This window comes from Paenibacillus woosongensis, from assembly GCF_030122845.1.
GTDB lineage: Bacteria > Bacillota > Bacilli > Paenibacillales > Paenibacillaceae > Fontibacillus > Fontibacillus woosongensis_A.
In genome coordinates, this window is record NZ_CP126084.1 from 1,295,620 (window position 1) to 1,313,890 (window position 18,271).

16 protein-coding genes are annotated in these 18,271 nt (G+C 50.3%); 15 read left to right on the top strand and 1 reads right to left on the bottom strand.

Annotation, left to right across the window (positions count from 1 at the left end; genetic code table 11):
* The first annotated feature begins 31 nt into the window (after window positions 1-31).
* From QNH46_RS05605 to QNH46_RS05645, 9 genes are all read left to right on the top strand, one after another.
* The gene (locus QNH46_RS05605) at window positions 32-343 is read left to right on the top strand and encodes a WXG100 family type VII secretion target (protein ID WP_213592863.1); all 312 of its coding nucleotides are present in this window, start codon (window positions 32-34) and stop codon (window positions 341-343) included.
* Between the two features lie 37 nt (window positions 344-380).
* A complete protein-coding gene (locus QNH46_RS05610) occupies window positions 381-671 on the top strand; it encodes a WXG100 family type VII secretion target (protein WP_155609753.1) in 291 nt (96 codons plus the stop codon).
* Window positions 672-752: 81 nt separating this feature from the next.
* The gene (locus QNH46_RS05615; RefSeq protein WP_213592861.1) at window positions 753-1,073 is read left to right on the top strand and encodes a WXG100 family type VII secretion target; all 321 of its coding nucleotides are present in this window, start codon (window positions 753-755) and stop codon (window positions 1,071-1,073) included.
* A 15-nt stretch (window positions 1,074-1,088) separates the two neighbouring features.
* On the top strand, window positions 1,089-2,252 hold the full coding sequence (locus tag QNH46_RS05620; RefSeq protein ID WP_213592859.1) for a hypothetical protein: 1,164 nt from the start codon (window positions 1,089-1,091) through the stop codon (window positions 2,250-2,252).
* A 96-nt stretch (window positions 2,253-2,348) separates the two neighbouring features.
* Window positions 2,349-3,017 carry a hypothetical protein gene (locus tag QNH46_RS05625; RefSeq protein ID WP_213592857.1) on the top strand — a complete coding sequence of 223 codons (669 nt, stop codon included), beginning with the start codon at window positions 2,349-2,351 and terminating at the stop codon, window positions 3,015-3,017.
* Window positions 3,010-5,013 (top strand): Mbeg1-like protein, encoded by a 2,004-nt coding sequence (locus QNH46_RS05630; protein WP_283927236.1) that lies wholly within the window; start codon window positions 3,010-3,012, stop codon window positions 5,011-5,013. The genes QNH46_RS05625 and QNH46_RS05630 overlap by 8 nt, the downstream gene beginning before the upstream one ends.
* Before the next feature lie 294 nt (window positions 5,014-5,307).
* Window positions 5,308-6,120, top strand: a complete 813-nt coding sequence (locus QNH46_RS05635) for a copper amine oxidase N-terminal domain-containing protein (protein WP_283927237.1) — start codon at window positions 5,308-5,310, stop codon at window positions 6,118-6,120.
* A gap of 647 nt (window positions 6,121-6,767) precedes the next feature.
* A complete protein-coding gene (locus tag QNH46_RS05640; RefSeq protein ID WP_283927238.1) occupies window positions 6,768-8,954 on the top strand; it encodes a hypothetical protein in 2,187 nt (728 codons plus the stop codon).
* A 176-nt stretch (window positions 8,955-9,130) separates the two neighbouring features.
* Window positions 9,131-10,081, top strand: a complete 951-nt coding sequence (locus tag QNH46_RS05645; RefSeq protein WP_283927239.1) for a serine/threonine protein kinase — start codon at window positions 9,131-9,133, stop codon at window positions 10,079-10,081.
* Here the strand turns inward: QNH46_RS05645 and QNH46_RS05650 are convergent.
* Window positions 10,044-11,978, bottom strand: a complete 1,935-nt coding sequence (locus tag QNH46_RS05650; protein WP_283927240.1) for a vWA domain-containing protein — start codon at window positions 11,976-11,978, stop codon at window positions 10,044-10,046. The two genes, QNH46_RS05645 and QNH46_RS05650, sit on opposite strands and share 38 nt — an antisense overlap.
* Before the next feature lie 575 nt (window positions 11,979-12,553).
* Between QNH46_RS05650 and QNH46_RS05655 the strand changes: the two genes are divergently transcribed.
* The 6 genes from QNH46_RS05655 (at window position 12,554) to QNH46_RS05680 (ending at window position 18,233) form a co-directional block, all read left to right on the top strand.
* The gene (locus tag QNH46_RS05655) at window positions 12,554-14,722 is read left to right on the top strand and encodes a transcriptional regulator (RefSeq protein ID WP_213592846.1); all 2,169 of its coding nucleotides are present in this window, start codon (window positions 12,554-12,556) and stop codon (window positions 14,720-14,722) included.
* A gap of 453 nt (window positions 14,723-15,175) precedes the next feature.
* Entirely contained in the window at window positions 15,176-15,607 is a 432-nt protein-coding gene (locus tag QNH46_RS05660; RefSeq protein WP_125084768.1) for a membrane-associated protease 1, read from the top strand.
* A 122-nt stretch (window positions 15,608-15,729) separates the two neighbouring features.
* Window positions 15,730-16,188 (top strand): J domain-containing protein, encoded by a 459-nt coding sequence (locus QNH46_RS05665; protein ID WP_283928357.1) that lies wholly within the window; start codon window positions 15,730-15,732, stop codon window positions 16,186-16,188.
* Window positions 16,189-16,227: 39 nt separating this feature from the next.
* On the top strand, window positions 16,228-16,767 hold the full coding sequence (locus tag QNH46_RS05670; protein ID WP_283927241.1) for an FHA domain-containing protein: 540 nt from the start codon (window positions 16,228-16,230) through the stop codon (window positions 16,765-16,767).
* Between the two features lie 42 nt (window positions 16,768-16,809).
* Window positions 16,810-17,328 (top strand): FHA domain-containing protein, encoded by a 519-nt coding sequence (locus QNH46_RS05675; RefSeq protein ID WP_155609741.1) that lies wholly within the window; start codon window positions 16,810-16,812, stop codon window positions 17,326-17,328.
* Between the two features lie 20 nt (window positions 17,329-17,348).
* Window positions 17,349-18,233: a PP2C family protein-serine/threonine phosphatase gene (locus QNH46_RS05680; protein WP_283927242.1), complete on the top strand. Its 885-nt coding sequence runs from the start codon at window positions 17,349-17,351 to the stop codon at window positions 18,231-18,233.
* Window positions 18,234-18,271: the final 38 nt, after the last annotated feature.

The following is an 18,271-nucleotide window of genomic DNA, read 5'->3' on the forward strand; positions in this document are numbered from 1 at the left end:
GGGCAAGCCGATTCGTGGAGGAGGGGTGTAAATGCCTTCATCAGGAGAAATCCGCAGAAAAGCAGCTGGAGTACGTGTCATATCCGAAGATATCAGGCGCGAGTCATCGAAGTACCAAAGTGTTGTGGGCGATGTGAGCACCTGGTGGAAGGGAGAAGCGGGCACCAGCTTTAGAACCGGGTACCAGCAGATTCATCGCGAAATCAGCGATCTGCTCCGCAAGCTGGAAAGCCTGGAATCCAAGCTCGGCAGCAATTTGGCCCATGCGGTCGATCGGGCGGAAGAGGAGCGAAGGCGGAAAGCGATGGAGGAGCGGCAGCGTTTGGCGGCGCTGAAGCCATAGCTGATCCGGATGATGACGCTTGAAAGGAGGTGAGATAATGTCAAACTTAACGTTTAGTCCTGGGCAGGCCCGCAGTGTGGCCAAGTCTATTCTGAACAAAGGCAGAAATGCGAAGGATCTGGTAGAGCAGCTGCACAGAGAAATTAATTCCGTTGAGGGCTGGTGGCAAGGGGATTCCGCCAAGGCTTTCGTGGACGAGTTCAGACAGTTGAAGCCTAACCTTGATAAGTTGGTTGAATGCGTGGAGAACATCAGCAAGAACCTCGACAAAATCGCTGATATCAAGGAGCAAAGCGAGAAAGATATCGCTAGCGCGCTTCGTAAATAAGGAAGATCGGCGTGGTACACAGTTGGCTGCTGTTATCACGCCATTTTCTAAATTCATTCTCATGGAACGGGAGGTGGGGAGATGAGCACACCAAGTGCCATAAGCGGCACAGCTAGAAATATCCGCAATGAGCTGGGCGAGGTGAAGCGGGAGGAAGCCAGGCTGCAAGCCGAGCTTGCCGGGGTAGCGTCCTGGTGGAAGGGCAGCGCGGGTACAGCGCTGACGGACAGTTACCGGTCGCAAACGCGGAACGAGATTAACCGATTGTATTCGGACATCGAGACCTTGCAGACAGGCTTGGAGAGGCTGGCCGCCGAGGTACAGAGAGCCGACGAGCAAAGGCGTATCGAAGCCCGGCAGAAGGCGCTGAAGCTTGAGCAGCAGAGGAATGCTAAGAAATAAAGGGGTGTACCTGGCGTGTTGAGGGATAAGGATAAAATACTGTTATGCGAGCTGGTGAGCGCAGGGGACATATCCCCGTTCATCCATCGCCCCTTGGAGCATTTCTCCGAATGGGGGAAAGAGCTGAGCGGATACCCTGATCTGGAGCTGTTGACTCGCGAGATAGAGTCCAGCCCCGCATTGCTGCGCTTGTCTTTGCAGCAGCATAGGCAGCTGGAATATATGAGCTTGTACATATTTGCAGACGTTGAGGGCCGCAGCGTCATCGTGCCCCATGCGCATGAGCACCCGGAGCTGCAGCTGGACATTCATCACTTCCTGGATGATGTGACGGAGTGCGCCTCGCAGTGGAGAGATAAGGGCAGCTGCGTCTTGACTGGAATGAGGGCGGGCGGCTATTGCGCGGCTTTTCTTGCGGAGCGGCTGGGTCTGGAGGCCACCGTATTCGCGGTGCCTACGGGCGAGGAGCTTCCCGGAAGGGTGCGCAATCTCGTGGCCGAGCATGACCCGGTTGGGGAATGCTTGGATAAGGTTGTGTTTGTGAAGCAGCAGACGGAAGAAACGGATCTGGAAGAGGCTTACTTCAAGATTCTAGAATTTGATACGGAAGGCAATGCCATTCCGGCGCGGCAAAGCGAATATTCAAAATTTGTAAGCTGGTTTTATGATACGGTCGGGGCGATCCGGCCGGATGTATGGCATATTTTTTTCGGAGAGAGTACGGAAGAGGAGCCGGTCATGGATTATGGGCTATACTCTTTATTTTTAAAAATGGACGGCTTGACAGAAGAGAGCGTAGGGCGCTCCATTGAGCAAGTCATCAGATATACGGAGAAACAGCTGGAGAAGAACCGAAGCACACTGCAAAGCGAATTCAGTCATATCGAAATTGATCAAATCAAGAGTTTTATCCGCGAGTGCGGGGAGCAGCTGACGAACCAGGCTGTAGATATGGTGTATGACGTCTATCGGAGCGTGGAGACGATTCTGTCGGGCGCTGCTCTGTTTACGATGAATAAGAATACAATTGCGGTCATTCCTGTAATGGAGGGCTTTAACGCCCGAACCGGCGAGCTGCTGGACCGGGAGATCGTATTTATAACCGATACAATTGAGCAGGAATTTCAGAATTACATGGACAATATGCTGATGTTTCCCGAAATCTCGTTGGAATGGTAATCCACCTTTAAAGGAGAGGAAATTGTGAACCTGAGGACGACGAAATTCATCTTGAGCCTGTTAAGCATCATTATTTTATGGGGAGTGAGTGGATGTATGAGCAAGAAACCGAACCCGGAAGCGATCAAGGAGCAAATGTTGTCACATTTGGAGGAGAAGTATGGGGAAGAGTTCGTTCCGATTTCACTGAGCTTGAGCGATTGGGCATACAGCTATGACCGGTTGCAGGCTTATCCGAAACAAGGCTCCGAGCAGGATCATTTCGAGGTGTGGGGCACGAAAATGGAAGACGGCTCATATCGCATCAGCGACGGGTACTTCGGTATACTCATCAGACCTCAATATGAGGCGGCGCTTTCCGGCATTGTCCGTGGAACTTACGGTGAGTTCAAGCTATATGTGGATTTTGGCGAGGGGGTCTTGCCGGATCGTTTAAATAAGAACACGCCGGTAGAGCAGATTTATAGCCAGGATGAGAATTTCTCGTCGGATACGGTTATTTTTGTGAAGGAATCTTTGGTTCAGGATCAGGACATCGAGGCTGGCTTGCGCCAAATCGCCGGGAAAATGCGCGAGCAGCAAATGGTCGGATTCGTACGGCTGTATGTCGTGGTGGATGAGAAGTACGATTCTATTGGCTCAGGACCTCAGAATTTGAGCGCTTTGCAGGATGAGGGCTATTTCGTTGGGGATTATAAATCGGTCATGGTAACTCCGGATATGACGATCAGGCAGAACGGAGAGGAGGTCGTAGCGGATGGCTGAGCTGAAAGAGAATCAACTGCTGCTGCTGAACAACCTGATATACCTTCAAGAGGTAGCTGACAGCAACAATAAGAAGGTCGGAGATATCGTAGATTCCTTTCTATATGGCAACGGTCTGGACAAAAGCCGGAATCTGGGCAAAATCGGCACCGACGATGAGTATCCCTGTAAAATGTCCAAGGAAGAATGGCTTGTCATTTTGCGGGCGATCGAGAAGGATTCGCAGCTGCGTTCCTTAACCGTCGCGGACGGCCGTACCGGCGTCATGTTCGACAAGAACGGCAAAACGATTCGGGGCAGTGACGGCAAGCCGCTTGAGGCCGGGATGCGGGCAGCCACGTTCGTTGATCCGCAAGGGGAGGCGACCGTCGTATTTCGGGGAACCGGTGGCGATTATGAATGGCACGATAACGGGCAGGGCGGGTATTTGTCGGATACGCAGCAGCAGATCGCCGCTTTGGAATATATCGAGAGCTTGAAATACGAGAATATCACGGTTACGGGCCACTCGAAGGGCGGTAATAAAACGCAGTACGTAGCGATTCTGTCCGATAAGGTGGATCGGGCGCTTTCGTTCGACGGGCAGGGCTTCTCCAAGGAGTTCATCGAGAAGTATAAAGATCGGATCGAAGCGAATAAACACAAAATAACCTCGGTTTCAGCCAAGGACGATTTCGTCAATTGCTTGCTGAATCCCATTGCGGGGACGATTAAGTATATTGAAACGGACAAGCAGGAGCAATTCATTTACAATCACCGGCCTAACATCATCCTCGACGAGAACGGTCAAGTAAGGGAACTGGCCGAGCAGGGGGATATTCCGAAATTTATTAATGAATTCACCATCTATATCAATGAGACGATGGAGGAGCCTTACCGCAGCTATGCGCTCGACGGTGTGCTGGCCTTCATGGAAAGCGGGGCCGAAGGCTTCGAAAAAGAAGGCGACTTCCAGAAGTGGGTCGGGGCGGCGATGGTGCTTAGCCATCTGGACGATTATGCGTTCAGTAAAATTGCCGAGGAGTATGGGGATGAGGTGGAGTTAGTCGTTACATTTATCGCAGCTTATTTGTTCCCATATATCTTCGCTGATGATTTCCTGAAATCTCTGGGCAAGAACATCATGAACGGGATTAATTACGTCATGGACAAGCTCAATCAGTTTGGCGACTGGATCGTGAAGCAACTGACGATTGCCGCTGCCAAGCTCGTCAAAGCGGGGAAGATGGTCGGAGATGCTTTAACAAGGTTCGCGGAGCAGGTGAAAACGGAATGGGGGAAATTTAAGGAACGGGCTAAAGAACTAGCCAAGGATATCGCGGTGGCGGGAGTTCGTGCGGCACAGGCGATAGAGCGATTCAAAGAGAAGGTTAAAAATGCCGTGACGAGCTTCTTCAGAAGCATTGCCGAAAGAACGAAAAAGATTATTGCCGCCATTAAACAGGCCTGGGACAAAACCGTAAATGATGTCTCGAACAGCGTGAATACGGCCATTAACGAGGCCAAAGCCGGGCTGTCCAAGAGATATGACGCGTTTAAGTCCAATATCAAATTACTGGCGCAGCTGCCGAAGCGGGCGGCGGGCATGCTTACGGCCAGGAAGGCTCCTTCCTCCGGCAAGAACAAGAACTATACGGCCAAAATCATCAAAGGATACGGCTCGCATACCTCTGTGAAGCTAGCCGTGGACTTCAGCCGTTTAAACCATTTGAAATTGAAATTCAAAAATTTTGAGGATTACCTGGGCTCCCGGGTACAGCAGATGCTGTCCCAGGCGGAGCGGATCTCCTCCAGCACCGGTCGGTCTTACAGCGAGTCTAACGTGCAGCGGCAGGTGCACCAGGTCCACCGCGCCTGCGAACAAGTAAGACAGCGCCACAGGAAGGTGGCTGCCGAGCTGCAGAGCAAGGCGAAGTTCCTGACGCATGCCGAGGAGCAGTATCGAAAGATTGAGCGGATGATCTCCAAGGATATTTCAGTGGGCGTTTCTTTTTAAGAGAAATAGGGTTGAGAGGTCTACACCTATATTTCGTGCTTTAAATGGAATTTATGGCATTAAACAGGCTTCAAACAATGGTTTTAGGGGATTAGTTGGATTTTACGTACCTAAAATCAAGGATTCAGCCCATCGTTGGCATTTCCCTTCTTCTAACGACATGAAATCCATTTAAATCTATGATTACTTTCTTGCCGCAGAAACTAACTGCCATCGATCCATTTATTATAAGTTGAACGATACAAATGGATGGGAGGAAGTACATATATACCAAAAACCAGGAGGGGTAGGAATATGAAAAAAAGAATCGCAACTGCACTAGCCATGCTGCTGTTATTGATGGGACTAGTCCCGGTTTTGACCGCAGCTAAACCATTGCCGCTGCGTGTGGAGGTAAATACGAACCGCATTTACTTCCCGGATGAGCAGCCTTATGTAGATAAGGCTCAGCGGGTACAGGTGCCTGTACGTTTTGTTAGTGAGGCTTTGGGGGCAAAAGTAGGCTGGAACGCGGCCACCAAGACCGTTACGGTAGACCTGGATTCAAACCGCGTAGTCCTGGTGCTCGGCAGTAAGAAGTACACGGTGAATGGCGTGGAGAAACAAATGGATACGGCAGCAGAGCGAGTAGGCGGCAGAACCTTCGTTCCTCTTCGTTTTATAAGTGAGGGATTGGATGCGTCCGTAAAATGGGATTCCGCAGTGAGAACAGTCTATATTAATACGGCCGGATTTGATCCTAATGAGGTTAAAACTGATTCGGATCAAATTGTAGAGGAAACGCTGCACGGCTTCAAAATTAAGTACAATACTGGCTCAATGATGGATATCAAAAAAAGTAGCGGTGAAGGTACGCAAGCTCTCATGGCCATCCTGATAGACTTTGGCATGTGGGGGGGAGATTATGAAATGCAGCTGGAAGAGTTAGAAGAGATCCTGCTGCAAAGAGTGGAAGAAAAAACGGTGAAGTCTGTTATGAGCTATGTCAAAACTAAAAAAACGCCTGAACCAGAGCTGGAACCGAAAGAATTTTCTGATGATACGTTTAAGATTAGAGTGGCATCAAATATAAATTCAAATATTGCAGTAACTATATATTATAAGTAGGTGCAACCATGAAAAAATCAATAAGGATAATATTAACTGTGATTATGTTATGCGGTATATATCCTTATCAAACTATTTTTTCTGAAGAAGAACCCGTTAGCCAACTTCCCAAGACTGTGGATGAAGTCATTCAAAAGATAAACCACGATATGCGTGAATTATATGGCTTTAAGGAATCAGAATATTACAAAGATCATATTATGAAGAACAATCAGCGTTTAAATCTTAGAAAGGATTTAATCCGGGATAGATTAAATAGAGCATCTCAGCCTAGCGAAAAGTTAGAAGAAAAAGAAAAGATCAAGCTGCACACTTATGAAATAGTCTATGGGGAATCACATGGCCGAAAATTAAATCATAAAGGGAAGGAAATGATGGAGTACAGCGGGTATTCTAAAGACGGTCATGCAATCCCAACAGAGGATGTACCCTGGTTTGCTGGCTGGAGCGGGACCAAAATACAAAATTTCCCCCTCATTTCAAACCCATGGACAGATAATAGAGTAACATCCAAGTATAAGATATCGCCGAATAAATTTGATGCTTACAAAGATCCGCGCAATAAGTATCTCCCTGACGGAACCTTTGAAGCGGCTATTTTACAAGGATTAAATACTCATTACGCAGGAGTGCCGTATAAAGAGTTCATGTACAACAATCAAAACTCTACCTTGGCGGATAAAGTAGTCTATGACGAAAATGCCAAACCCAAAAACGGCAGATGGATCGACTACGTTCACGTACTTCAGCCGCCGACAGAGATCTCCTGGGGGTTCGGGACGGTATATATCGATAGCAGTATCGGTATTACTTATCTGGATATCCCGATCGCCCCGTTTAATTTAATGAGGGACGACGTCTCGGCACAGTTTGAGCAGCTGCCGGTTGAGGCGGTGCCAGGGGAAACAGTTCGGATTGGCGTGAAGGTGAATTCGACCTTTATTGATTCGGTGAACTCGAAATATGAATGGGCGATTACACGCGTGAGCGATGGAAGAAAAATAACCGCCGCGGATGGGCTGAAATTCAGCGGGCATGGAACAACGGAGTCAGGCACCGTCAAGCTCGACCGGAATCAAAGCCGGATTCTGTATGCCGATTTTACGATGCCGGATAACGAGGTTCGAATCCAATTCAACATCAACAAGGATGGCAAATCGCCGGAAGAGGCGGATTTAAGCAACAATGTCCTCGACTCCCATCCGAAGGCGGTCAAGGTTGTCGTCCCTGTCGGACTTGGACATGATGTGTTATCGAAAAGGGAACGGTTCCCGCTAAACCAGGGTAATCCGAATACGGCAACCCTTGTATTGCCTAGATCTGATGCATGGTGGACAAGCAATTCGACCGGTGAGCTCAACGTAACCAACGATACGCCTACTTTATTTAGAGCCCACCAGGTCTTGAACAATCCGCGCGTCAATGAGCCGAGTGAGACGGTGACCCGAAGCCCGATTTTCCTGACGACAATCAAAAGGGAGGACTTCGGCGACGATCCCCTGAACCGGAAATGGATGAAACCTGATCCTAATCCAAACACTCCGATTCAGAGAATTGGCACGGTATCGCAAGCAGGCAGTATTCAAAGAAATTATAGTTACAAAGAGACCACGTGCTGGAAAAACGAAAAAGGGAATAATGAATGCAGAACGGAAACGAAGAGCGGTACGGCTACGGCCTCCTTCCAGGATGGCCTGGATAAGAAGGCCTATCAATTCTACGTTTATAATGGAAAGAAGGATATCGCTAAGCCGTCCTTTCAGAATAAAATCGACAGTAACACGCCAGAGTCGCTGAAGAAGGATTTATTCTGGGAGAACGAGAGCTATACCTACAACGTCATTCGCTGGATGTACCATTTGGATGAGGAAGGGAAGCCTTACCAGCCTGACGGCGTGAAGGTCGATGCCCCTGATTATGGGGTAGCGGTGCCTGGCCAATATCCGCGGGTATTCACCCAGCAGGCGAGCGCCAATCTTGCATGGAAGCAGGAGAAGTCGATGGCTCAGGAGTACGCGACTGCGCGAGATGCAGCCAAGGATCGCAAGAACAACAAGTCCCTGTATGATAAAGCTGTGTTCCCTACTGACCGCGATTTGCAGAAATACGCCTATCCGATCAAATCGGGATATTATTTCAATCCGGCAGGGAGCTATACCTTTACCGTTAAGACGGTGACGTTCAAGCAGTCGGAAGCAGATACGGCCGATCACAGCGATCTGGTTCAGGCCCTGATTAATTCTTTCCGCTACGAGACGAACTTGATCTATATCAACGCCAAGAAAGAAGCGGTCAACATTAAAAATGAAGGGCTTGCCCGCCAAGGCGGCGGCTTCAAAGCTGTTCCAGGGATTTTGAAGGCCGAGGATCCGAAAGGTGTAGACGGTGCGGTATTGCTTGAAGTTAAGGACCGGAAGAGCGATCCCAAACGCTATACCAAGGTGGTCGAACCGATTTATTACTCCCAAGACCAGGATGAGAGCAAGACCCATGTATTCTGGAAAAAAGTGCTCGAGGGCTATAGCGAATCCTCCTCGGCTGGCAGCCATGCGGCCTATAAATACCGGGAATTCGTGAAAAAGGGCGAGCCTAAGATGTACAAAATTACGGAAACGACGGAGGTCACAATTCAAATTAACCCAGGCAATATTCCAGTGTATACGCATGCCAGCATGCCGAACGGCAAGTATTATGTAAGAGCATGGGTAGATAAAGCGGAGCTGTCCAAATTGCCTCATGCCTATAATAAACTCCCTGCTCTGCAAGGAGTTCATGTGCTTGATCAAATTGAAGTAACCGTTGCCGGTTCCATGTTTGATGATTTGAATAACTAACTTGTTCAGGTGCCCTTCATGGTATCCTGCTGTCTGATCTTACGATTTAAGAGAGAAGACAGAGGATGGTGAAGGGCATCCCTGCTTTAATCACAGTATGCCTATTATGCATGGTCAACTTGTTCATAAATTGGTAAGATGAGGATATACATAACGTTCGTTCACGGAGGTTGACAGTGAATAAAGGTTTATTGGGGAATGACGCAGGTGGTTTGCGCCGGAATGCGCGATTGCATAGCGCGGAGTCCGGCAAGGAGCAGCGGACCTACCGGGTCCGCAGCACAATTTCAACGAGCGAGCTGGCCATAGTATATGCGGCCAGAAGCGAAGAACAGGAAATGAAGTGCGTAATTAAAGAGTTCTTCCCGAAGGCGCTTGTGCGCAGAGGGAAGGATGGCAGCTCCGTACGCCGTTTATCCGGCGTGCCGCACGACAAGTATGAAGCGCTGAGGAATGCATTTATCAATGAAGCAGTCCTTCTTAAGGCCTGCGAGCATCCCGGCGTGGTCCGCTGTATCGATCAATTTGAACAAAATGGCACCGTCTATATCGTCATGGAGTTCATCGAAGGAATGACGCTGGCGGAAATGGTCGGCGGACGTCCAGACATGATAGAGCCCGGCTTCCTGTACAGGACGATGCTTCCGTTGATCGAGACGCTGGAGCATCTGCATCAGCAGGGAGTCATTCATCGTGACTTGAAGCCGGGCAATATTATGATCGACCAAGAGGGTCGCGCGAAGCTGCTAGATTTCGGCTCGGCCGTACGCTTTGCGGAAAGCGGCGCCCACCCGATCCTGACCACGGCAGGTTATTCGCCGCTGGAGCTCTATTCCGAGCAGTCCAAGCAAGGTCCGGTTAGCGATATTTACAGCCTGGCGGCTTTATTGTATTACTGCTGCCGCGGCACAGCGCCGACCGATGTCCGCAAGCGGCTGTTCGACGACCGCCTGGAGCCGGTCAGCGCCGGGCTGAAGCGCGGCTGGCCGTTCCTGTCCCGGGCGATCCAACGCGGGCTCATCGTGTCCCCGGACAAGCGCTGTTCATCCCTTAAATGGTTCAAGGCAGCGATTACGATGGAATACGTGACTAGCCCGTCTGTTCGCCGGAAGAGCCGCTCCGGATAAAGATATTCGTCGCAGGCTTAATCGCCTTATAACGCAGCTCGATTTCGGTAATGCCGTCCTCGAATGTAATGTACAGCTTGTCATTATATTCGAGGGCTTCTTTTTTGTCCTTCGGCAGCGGTGTACGGTTGCGGACAAGGGAAGAGCGCGATGTGTTCTTCACGATCAGCTTGCCGTCTTTTCCCGGCGTAAAGACGACGTGCTCGGCTTCCGGGAGCGGCTCATGGACGTCGAGGCTCACGAACAGCTCGAGCAGCGTGACCTTCCGCCCCTCAAACGAGGTGAGCGGCCAAGACTTGACCGGCACTTCGCTTCCGCTGGCTGTTGCAAGGAAATATCCTTCCAGCTTGCCGGTAAAGCCCGGTTTCGGCCGAAGCCATAAGAATAAACCGACAGCGGCGGCAAGCAGCAGAATGCCTCCAGCGATAGACCATTTCAGTACCGTATATTTCGATTTGACGTGAACGTTCAGAACAGCGGTGGCCGAGCCGCCCTCCGAATCGGTAGCCGTCAGCGTAATCTGGGTCTGTCCGGTTTTTAACGGCGACAAAGCGAGCATGCCGTTTTGAAGCTCGGGACTTACTGTTTTGTCCGGGGCGCCACGGTGCAGTTGATACGTTAATTCGTCCCCGTTCTCGTCGAGGAATAAGTCGCTTAATGCCAGCATGGCTTGCCCATCTTCTTTGATGACCTCCACGTGTTCGCTGCCATGGACAGTAGGTGCAAGATTGACGATCTTCTGTTCATGGACGGCGCTATGCCTGTAGAAGCTTGGCCCGTCCATTTTTACCTGCCATTTGTATTGGCCTGAAGAAGGAAACACGTACTCGGCATAGAAGCGTGTTCCTTCATTTTTCATATCCACCATTGTGTCTTTGTTCGTCTGCAGGTCGGTAACGATCAGTTGACCCTGCAGGGAGTCGTAAAGTTCCTGTTCCGTTAGCGGCTCATTCGCCGCCGGATGGACCAGCTTGGCCTCGATGCCAGTAGGCTGTCCCTTGATCGCATTTTTGCTGGTGATCGCGGCATGGGCCTCCATCTCGTAGCTGCCGAGCAGATTGATTTTGACGAGATCCCCAGGTGTCCCTCTGAATTTGAGCTTGGCCGTTCCTTTCTTTGGCTGTGATACCTTGATCAGCGTATAGCTTCCGGATTTGAACATGCGAATGTTCTCCGAGCTGTAGAACAGCTGCGTCTCTTTGAGCGAATGCTCGGAGAGCAGTATGATATTGGCTTCCCGCATGCTGGAATTAGGAATATCGACCTGCACCTCCTGCAGTTGTCCCGTAGCGGTGACGCCAGCCACCGGAAGCAGTACCGACCTCATTTCCGCCGCAAAAATCCGATTGAAAATCTCCGGCAGATCGTCCGCGCTGCTGGTAATATACGATGCGCCTCCCGTTTCCTTCGAGATTCGCTCCAGCTCATCGGGATTGACCGTCCCGTCATGGTTCAGTCCGATGGTGTAGATCGGATAACCGTCCTTCTGCGCCTTGGCGATTGCTTTATCTACATCCTTGGCCGAATCGGCAGCCGTCCGCTTGGAATATCCGGGTCCAAAGTCGGTTTCCCCATCCGAGAGCAGAATGACGAACGGCTTGCGTCCGCTTCCTTCACCTTCAGCTGCTTTTGAAGAAATTAAGTTCCCGCCCGTGTTCAAACCCAGTCCTAAATCGGTGTATCCGCTTCGGCGCAGTCCGGCAATTTTCTGCTTCAGCTCCGTTTTGTTCGCCGCAACGGAAATCGAAGTCAGCGGCTTGGAGGCCACAATCTGATGGTTGTATGCCACAAAGCCTACTCGCGTCCTGCTCGCTTCGCTCATATCCATGAACATATGAATGACCTCGCTGGCCGTTTTGTTTGGATCGGCATGATTCATGGAGTAGCTTGTATCCAAAACAAAGACCGCGTCAAAAGCGTCAGATTGGTATTCTTGTAAGGAATTTGCAGAAATGCTGGCCGAATTGTGAAAAATTGACGTAAAAAACGTAAAAACAAAAATCAGGATAAAAGTCCTACTCGTCAAAAGTTTGGTTGATGATTGTTTTTGCTTTTTTTGCCTCATTTACCGATACCCGCCTTATGTACTATATAGTGTTGAAATAGAGCGAAAATAGTCGCTCAAATATGTATATTTAAACTTATATCGGAATCAGAGCTTGAATATTGTATATAATTCCAGAAAATAGGTCTTTGATTGGATATAATTCCCTTGAAAATATGGGTATAAGGTTCTTTAGTCCCTGAATACCTCAACAATTCAATATATTGACAATTCGTATTGACGTGTCTGATAATACCCTCGAGACCCGGGTGGAGTGTATCGCCTCCCGGTCAAGCGACTCATGTATCCAGGTACGATAGTCGGATACTGTCGAAAAATCAGTAGTACAAGCGTCCGGCATGGGAATGAATCCGAGATTTCATCAGGCCGGCTGCGCTTTTGTAGAAACGGGAGGAGGAATTACGACAATGGATATTATCAATCAGACCAATCGAACGATGCTGTTCGAGGAGATCAATCCCGAGAAGCTGGACCTGATTACCATCGTGGGTGATGTCAAAGGCATTGACAGCCTAAGCGACGACAAAATCAAGGAGATTAACAGCCAGCTATTGGTGCGGAGCTTCGATGAGTTTCTGGACAAGTTCTCGCCGACGGTGTACTCATTCTTCAACGCGGCTAACCAAAAGGTCGTCTACATGCTGAAAAAGCCCGAAGGAATTGCCGAGGAAGCGATCTCCGAGATCCGGATCGATCAACACAACGATTTCCTGAAAATGCTGTTCACGCTGATCGACACGAAACGAAGCCAAGGGATGACCAACGTGGATTTCAGATTCGAGCATCTGCTCGACATGATCTCTCCGAAGAAAGTGATGGACGACATTCGCCAGGTTCGGAAGGAAATCCATTACATGTATGGTCAATACGAGAAGCTGGATGACGAAGATCCGAAGAAGCTGGATATGGGGGACAAACTGAACGCGATGTTCGAAGAGGCGAGCGCCAATTACAACAACGTAATGGCAATGCTTCCCCTCGCGATCGAGGATATCAAGACGCGGCTTCTGCTGGGCAGCTCAAACGAGGAACAGGATGCCGAAGCCGTACAAATCGGTATGCTGACGATCGGGGAGAGCGGCGAGCTGAAAATCATCGAGGCGCCGAAGGGCGAGAGCACGGAGCTCGTGCTGCTGGATGAGAGCAGCTCCAATGACCTGGCTCAAGTCTTCGAAGAAGACTATAACTCGATCACAGAGTCTCCATCCGGTTATGTGAAGGATCTGGTAGTTCGCACATTCAGCCCGCTGCCTGCTGTAAGTACAGATATTGATCTAGAGACAGAGGTACAGAACTACAACACGTATCTGGAATTCTACAAAACGGCAAAAGATGATTTCGTCAAAACAGTGAAGCCGCTGGTCGAGAAAATTCTCGGCGTGAAAATGTTCTTTGACCAATATGCGGTCAAGAACAAGGGCATGGCTCCTTCTCTGCTTGTGACAAATACGAAGCTCGATATGATCGTGAAGAGCGCGAACATTCCTCGTCTGGAGACCTACCTGAACACGGTGAACTCCAAGAATGATTTCAGCGATACGATCTGGTTCGGCATTGTGCCTTCCGTAGAGCTGGAGACAGCCGGCAAGGTGAAGGTTACCCGCGAGCGCTTCAAGGGCAACGAGAAAATTGCCAAGCAGGACGGCAACACGATGGAATCATTGTCGATGCTCATGCAGGTCGTCAAAGACTTCAAGGTGCAAATTTTCTTCAGCTTCGAGTCGGGTGAAGAGACGACATTTAACAACATGGCTACCGCAGGAATCGACAAATACATCGACAAATGCGCGCCGCTGATCCGCAAGGAATACAGCGAATATGCCATTCCGTGTATCCCGAATTTTACAGTCATTCCGAAGGAAAAGTCCGGGGTTGTCATCGACAGCCGCATGGTGCAGACCGAAAACGGCGCCCAGCTCTCCAAGGAGAAAGAGGACATCCTCAAGCTGTGGATCGAGGGCGTATACGTAGGCGCGTCCTATGTAGCTGCGGGAATCGTGGCGGCATATCAATGTCCGGAATACTTGAAGGAATCCTTCAAGAACACGAGCAAAGAATTCCCTGGCGTGCGCTTTGACATCGAAGCGGGCGAAAACAGCCTGCGGGCCGTAACGACGATGGCCAAGGAGATTACCGGCTTCACGAATACGATCAAGGATTCGATCAACCGGAAGAACTTCGGCTTTATTTTCTCGTCGGAGAATGCCCAGCTGCAAGGCAAAGACATTCGCCGGATTACGGTGTACAAGGCGAGAAGCCTGGCCGCGTCCGAGGACGGGTTCGACTCGATTTACAAAACCTTGGTTAGCACATACATAGAGCGGATTCTCCGCTTCCAGACCGCGGACTTCAAGCATGAGAACATTATTAAATTTTTCAGCAACAACCCGAGCAGCCAGAAGAGCATGTGGCTGGCCAAGCGCGGTTTCATAAATTCAATCATTCATGACGGCGATGACATGAACTATGTGATCGACGAGAAGAACAATCTGTGCCACATTGACCTGATCTATAACGGCAATGTGAAGAATTTGGAAGTGATGATCACCAAAGGCACCAGCCCAGTCAAAGTCTAGAGGGGAAATTCAAAAAACAACTTTTGATCACGAAGCGGGGACTGAAGGTAGCTCGGCGTCGAATCTTGAATTCACCCGGGCCTTCCGGTACTCACGTAGGTTTTGCCTACGCTCCGTTCCTCAGTCCCTAGCTTCATCCAATCTTCTCGGTGCTGAAAAGCCGTTTTTTGAATCTGATTAAAGTTCGAAAAACAACTTTTGATCACGAAGCGGGGACTGAAGGTAGCTCGGCGTCGAATCTTGAATTCAGCCGAAACTTCACGAAAACCGACTTTTGGATCAGGAAAAAGATGACGGAGACCTATTGAATTTGATAGGTGCCACTTTTATCAGGAAGTAATAACATAATTTGTATGTAGGAGGCGATCCTTCACCGGCTCGTCTCGTTACATAAATTTCGGGCAGGCTGTATCGCCCGGACCAATATCATTTTATTTTGAGGAGGATTTACTTATGGGATTCAGATTGAAAGTAGAAGGAGCCGAAACGATCGAGCTCGGAATGGACAACATTCAAAGAGTAATTTATGACACGGATACACCGGACGATTCCAACGCTAGATCCACCGATGTTGGCTCCACATTGAAAATCAGCGGCAAAATCATCACGGCTACCGACGGCGACAAAGCGGACGACACGCTGAAGCTGGCATTGTGGTCCCTGGTTCCTGCTGAGAAAGCAGACTGCTACCGCAAGCTGACGCTTGAGGTTATCGCAGCGGATCAAGTTGTTCGGGAGATCACTTTCCCTAACGCGTTCGTGGTGGATTACAAAGAAACATTTGGCGACACGGAAGGCGTAGGTACTTTCGAGCTGTACGTGAAGCAGAAAAAAGACAAAACGGAGCTGGCCAAACTGAACGGCGGCTACGACGCAAGCAACTAATTGCACTCATAGTACCAGGATAGCTAGCGATCTCAAGGGGCCAAGCCCCTTGAGATTTACTATACCTTCATGCAATCGCACGCTAGCACAAGTACAACCGAAAGCGGGGGAACGCGTTGAACGTGACCGACTATTATGCCCAGCTCGGAGTTTCCCGGCAGGCAACGGCGGCAGAGATCAGGCAGGCATACCGCAAGCTGGCCAAGCAATATCATCCGGACGTCAATCCAGGCAACGCGGAGGCGGAAGCCAAGTTCAAGCTAATTGTCGAGGCTTACGAGACTTTGAGCGATGAACAGCTTCGCGCGGCATACGATGAGAAGCTGGCTAACCCGAACCAGGGTTCGGGGCAGAGAAGCGGCAGGCCGCAGCAAGGGCAAGGCAAGCAGCGGACGTCTGGCGCGGCGTCCGGGAAGATGGAGGCGGAGGGTTTTGACCCGGCCGCGATGCGCAAGCAATTCGAGCAGTTTTTTGGGATGTCGCCCAAGGGGCAGACGGATGCCCAGAGCAAGGAAGCCAGCGAGAAAAATCCGTTGGATACGACAGGAATCTTCAATCAATTTTTTGGCTATCGAAAATAACGCATTTAGCATACATACAACATTGACGGGGGGAGCGCTTTGAAGCCGGACAACCACAAATGGATTACACTCATCGATCTGCTGCTATACGTAATATTAGCCGGTATGGTGCTGTATGCCCTGCTCCGTCCTTTGCATTATACATGGCAAATGTCCATCGTCGCGGGATCGGCTGTGATTGCCAGCGTAGTGATTTGGACCGGAGGCCGTCCCCATGCCAAGCCGTCCTTGGCGAGGGAAGCGGTCACAAAGATCGTGCTGCTCGATGATGACGGAGAGCGCGTAAAAGAATGGTACGTCAAGGGAGAGACCTCGGTTCTCATCGGAAAAAATACGCAGAGCGGCGAGGTTGACATAGATTTGTCGGACAGCGAGTATGCGTCGCTCGTCAGTTCCGAGCATGCCGTCTTGAATCGCGTCGGCGACCAGTGGTTCATTGAGGATGCGGAATCCCACAGCGGGACAGGCATTCGCAAAGCGGGACGCAGCGATGCGAAGCGGCTGATTGTCGAAGAGCCGGTGGAAATCGGCCCGGGAGATCTAATTTTTATCGCCAATACACGGCTGTTGGTCAAATAACGGGGAAATACACTTACTTACATATGGGGGAATGAATCGAAGATGAGCTTGACGAGATGCCTGAATGGACACATGTTCAGTACGCGGAAGCATGGCAACACTTGTCCATATTGCAACACGACGCTAGAGCAGCCTTCGCGGAACGAATCGCGCAGACCCCAGGTCGCGGAGGATATGGAAGAGAAGACGATGCCTTATCTGGGAGAGACAACAGGAATTCAGCCCGTAACCGGCTGGCTGGTCTGCGTCGAAGGCCCGCAAATGGGGCAGGATTACCGCATTCTGGCTGAGAAAAACTTTATCGGCCGTGCGGAGGAAATGCAAATCCGGATCATTGGGGATAACGCGGTATCCAGGCGCAATCATGCCGTCATCGTCTATGACCCGAAGAAGCGCAATTTCTATCTGCTTCCCGGTGATGCTTCGGGGCTGGCTTACCACAACAATGAAGCGGTATACACGCCGGTTGAGCTTAACGCCTATGATTTAATCCAGCTCGGCCGCAGCAAATTCGTATTCGTGCCTTTATGCGGTCCACATTTCGAGTGGGATAACAGTTAATCAAAGAACGGATGGTCATGATGGAGGATTGGAGTTTTATCGAATCATACGGAATCGTTGCGGCTGCGCTGATCGTAGTCGCCGTGCTGCTTGTGCTGCGGCAGAAGCTGCGGACGAGCCCTGTGTCGGAAATTCCCGGCGAAGATACCGAACCCATGTATATTCCAGACATCATTGAAACGGTCAAAATCGGGAATGCCCAGACGATCGGCAAGCGGGACGAGCAGGACGACTACTTCTCAAGCTCGACGACGCGCATCGGAACGATGGCGGCGATCGCCGACGGCATAAGCGGATTGTCGTATGGGCGAATGGCCAGCACGCTGGCCGTCACGATGTTCTCAAGGGAGTATTTGAAGGTGGATGATCCGGCGGATATTCCCGAGTATTTTCACAAAGCGGCTCTGATCAGCAACCGGGCAATCATGGAGCAGCTGGGCGGAGCGACCGGGGGAACCACGCTCGTCGTCGGAATTGTGTCTGGAGGATTATTGCATTGGGGAGCGGTTGGGGATAGCATGCTCATTCTGTTCCGAGACGGCGAATTCATGCCGATCAACTCCAAGCACACGCTGGAATCGGTGCTCGAAGCCAGGTATTTGGCAGGTGAAATCAGTAAAGAAGAAGCGAAGGAGAATCCGAACCGCAACCAGCTGATCAATTATTTGGGTTATGGCGGCTTCCAAAGCATGGAGGTCGGCGAACCGGTGCCCCTGCAGGCGAATGACACGATCATTCTGTGCAGCGACGGGGTATACGATGCGCTTACCGAGGTGGAGATGGAGCAGATTCTGATGCAGGGCCTGCACCCGCAGGATGCCGCGGAGGAAATGATCAGCCTCATCGAGCGCAAGAAATACAAGCATCAGGACAACGCTACGGTCATTATTTTGCAAGTGATCTAATCACATCATTATTCTCGCAGCAGGACGGGGGAAACGGA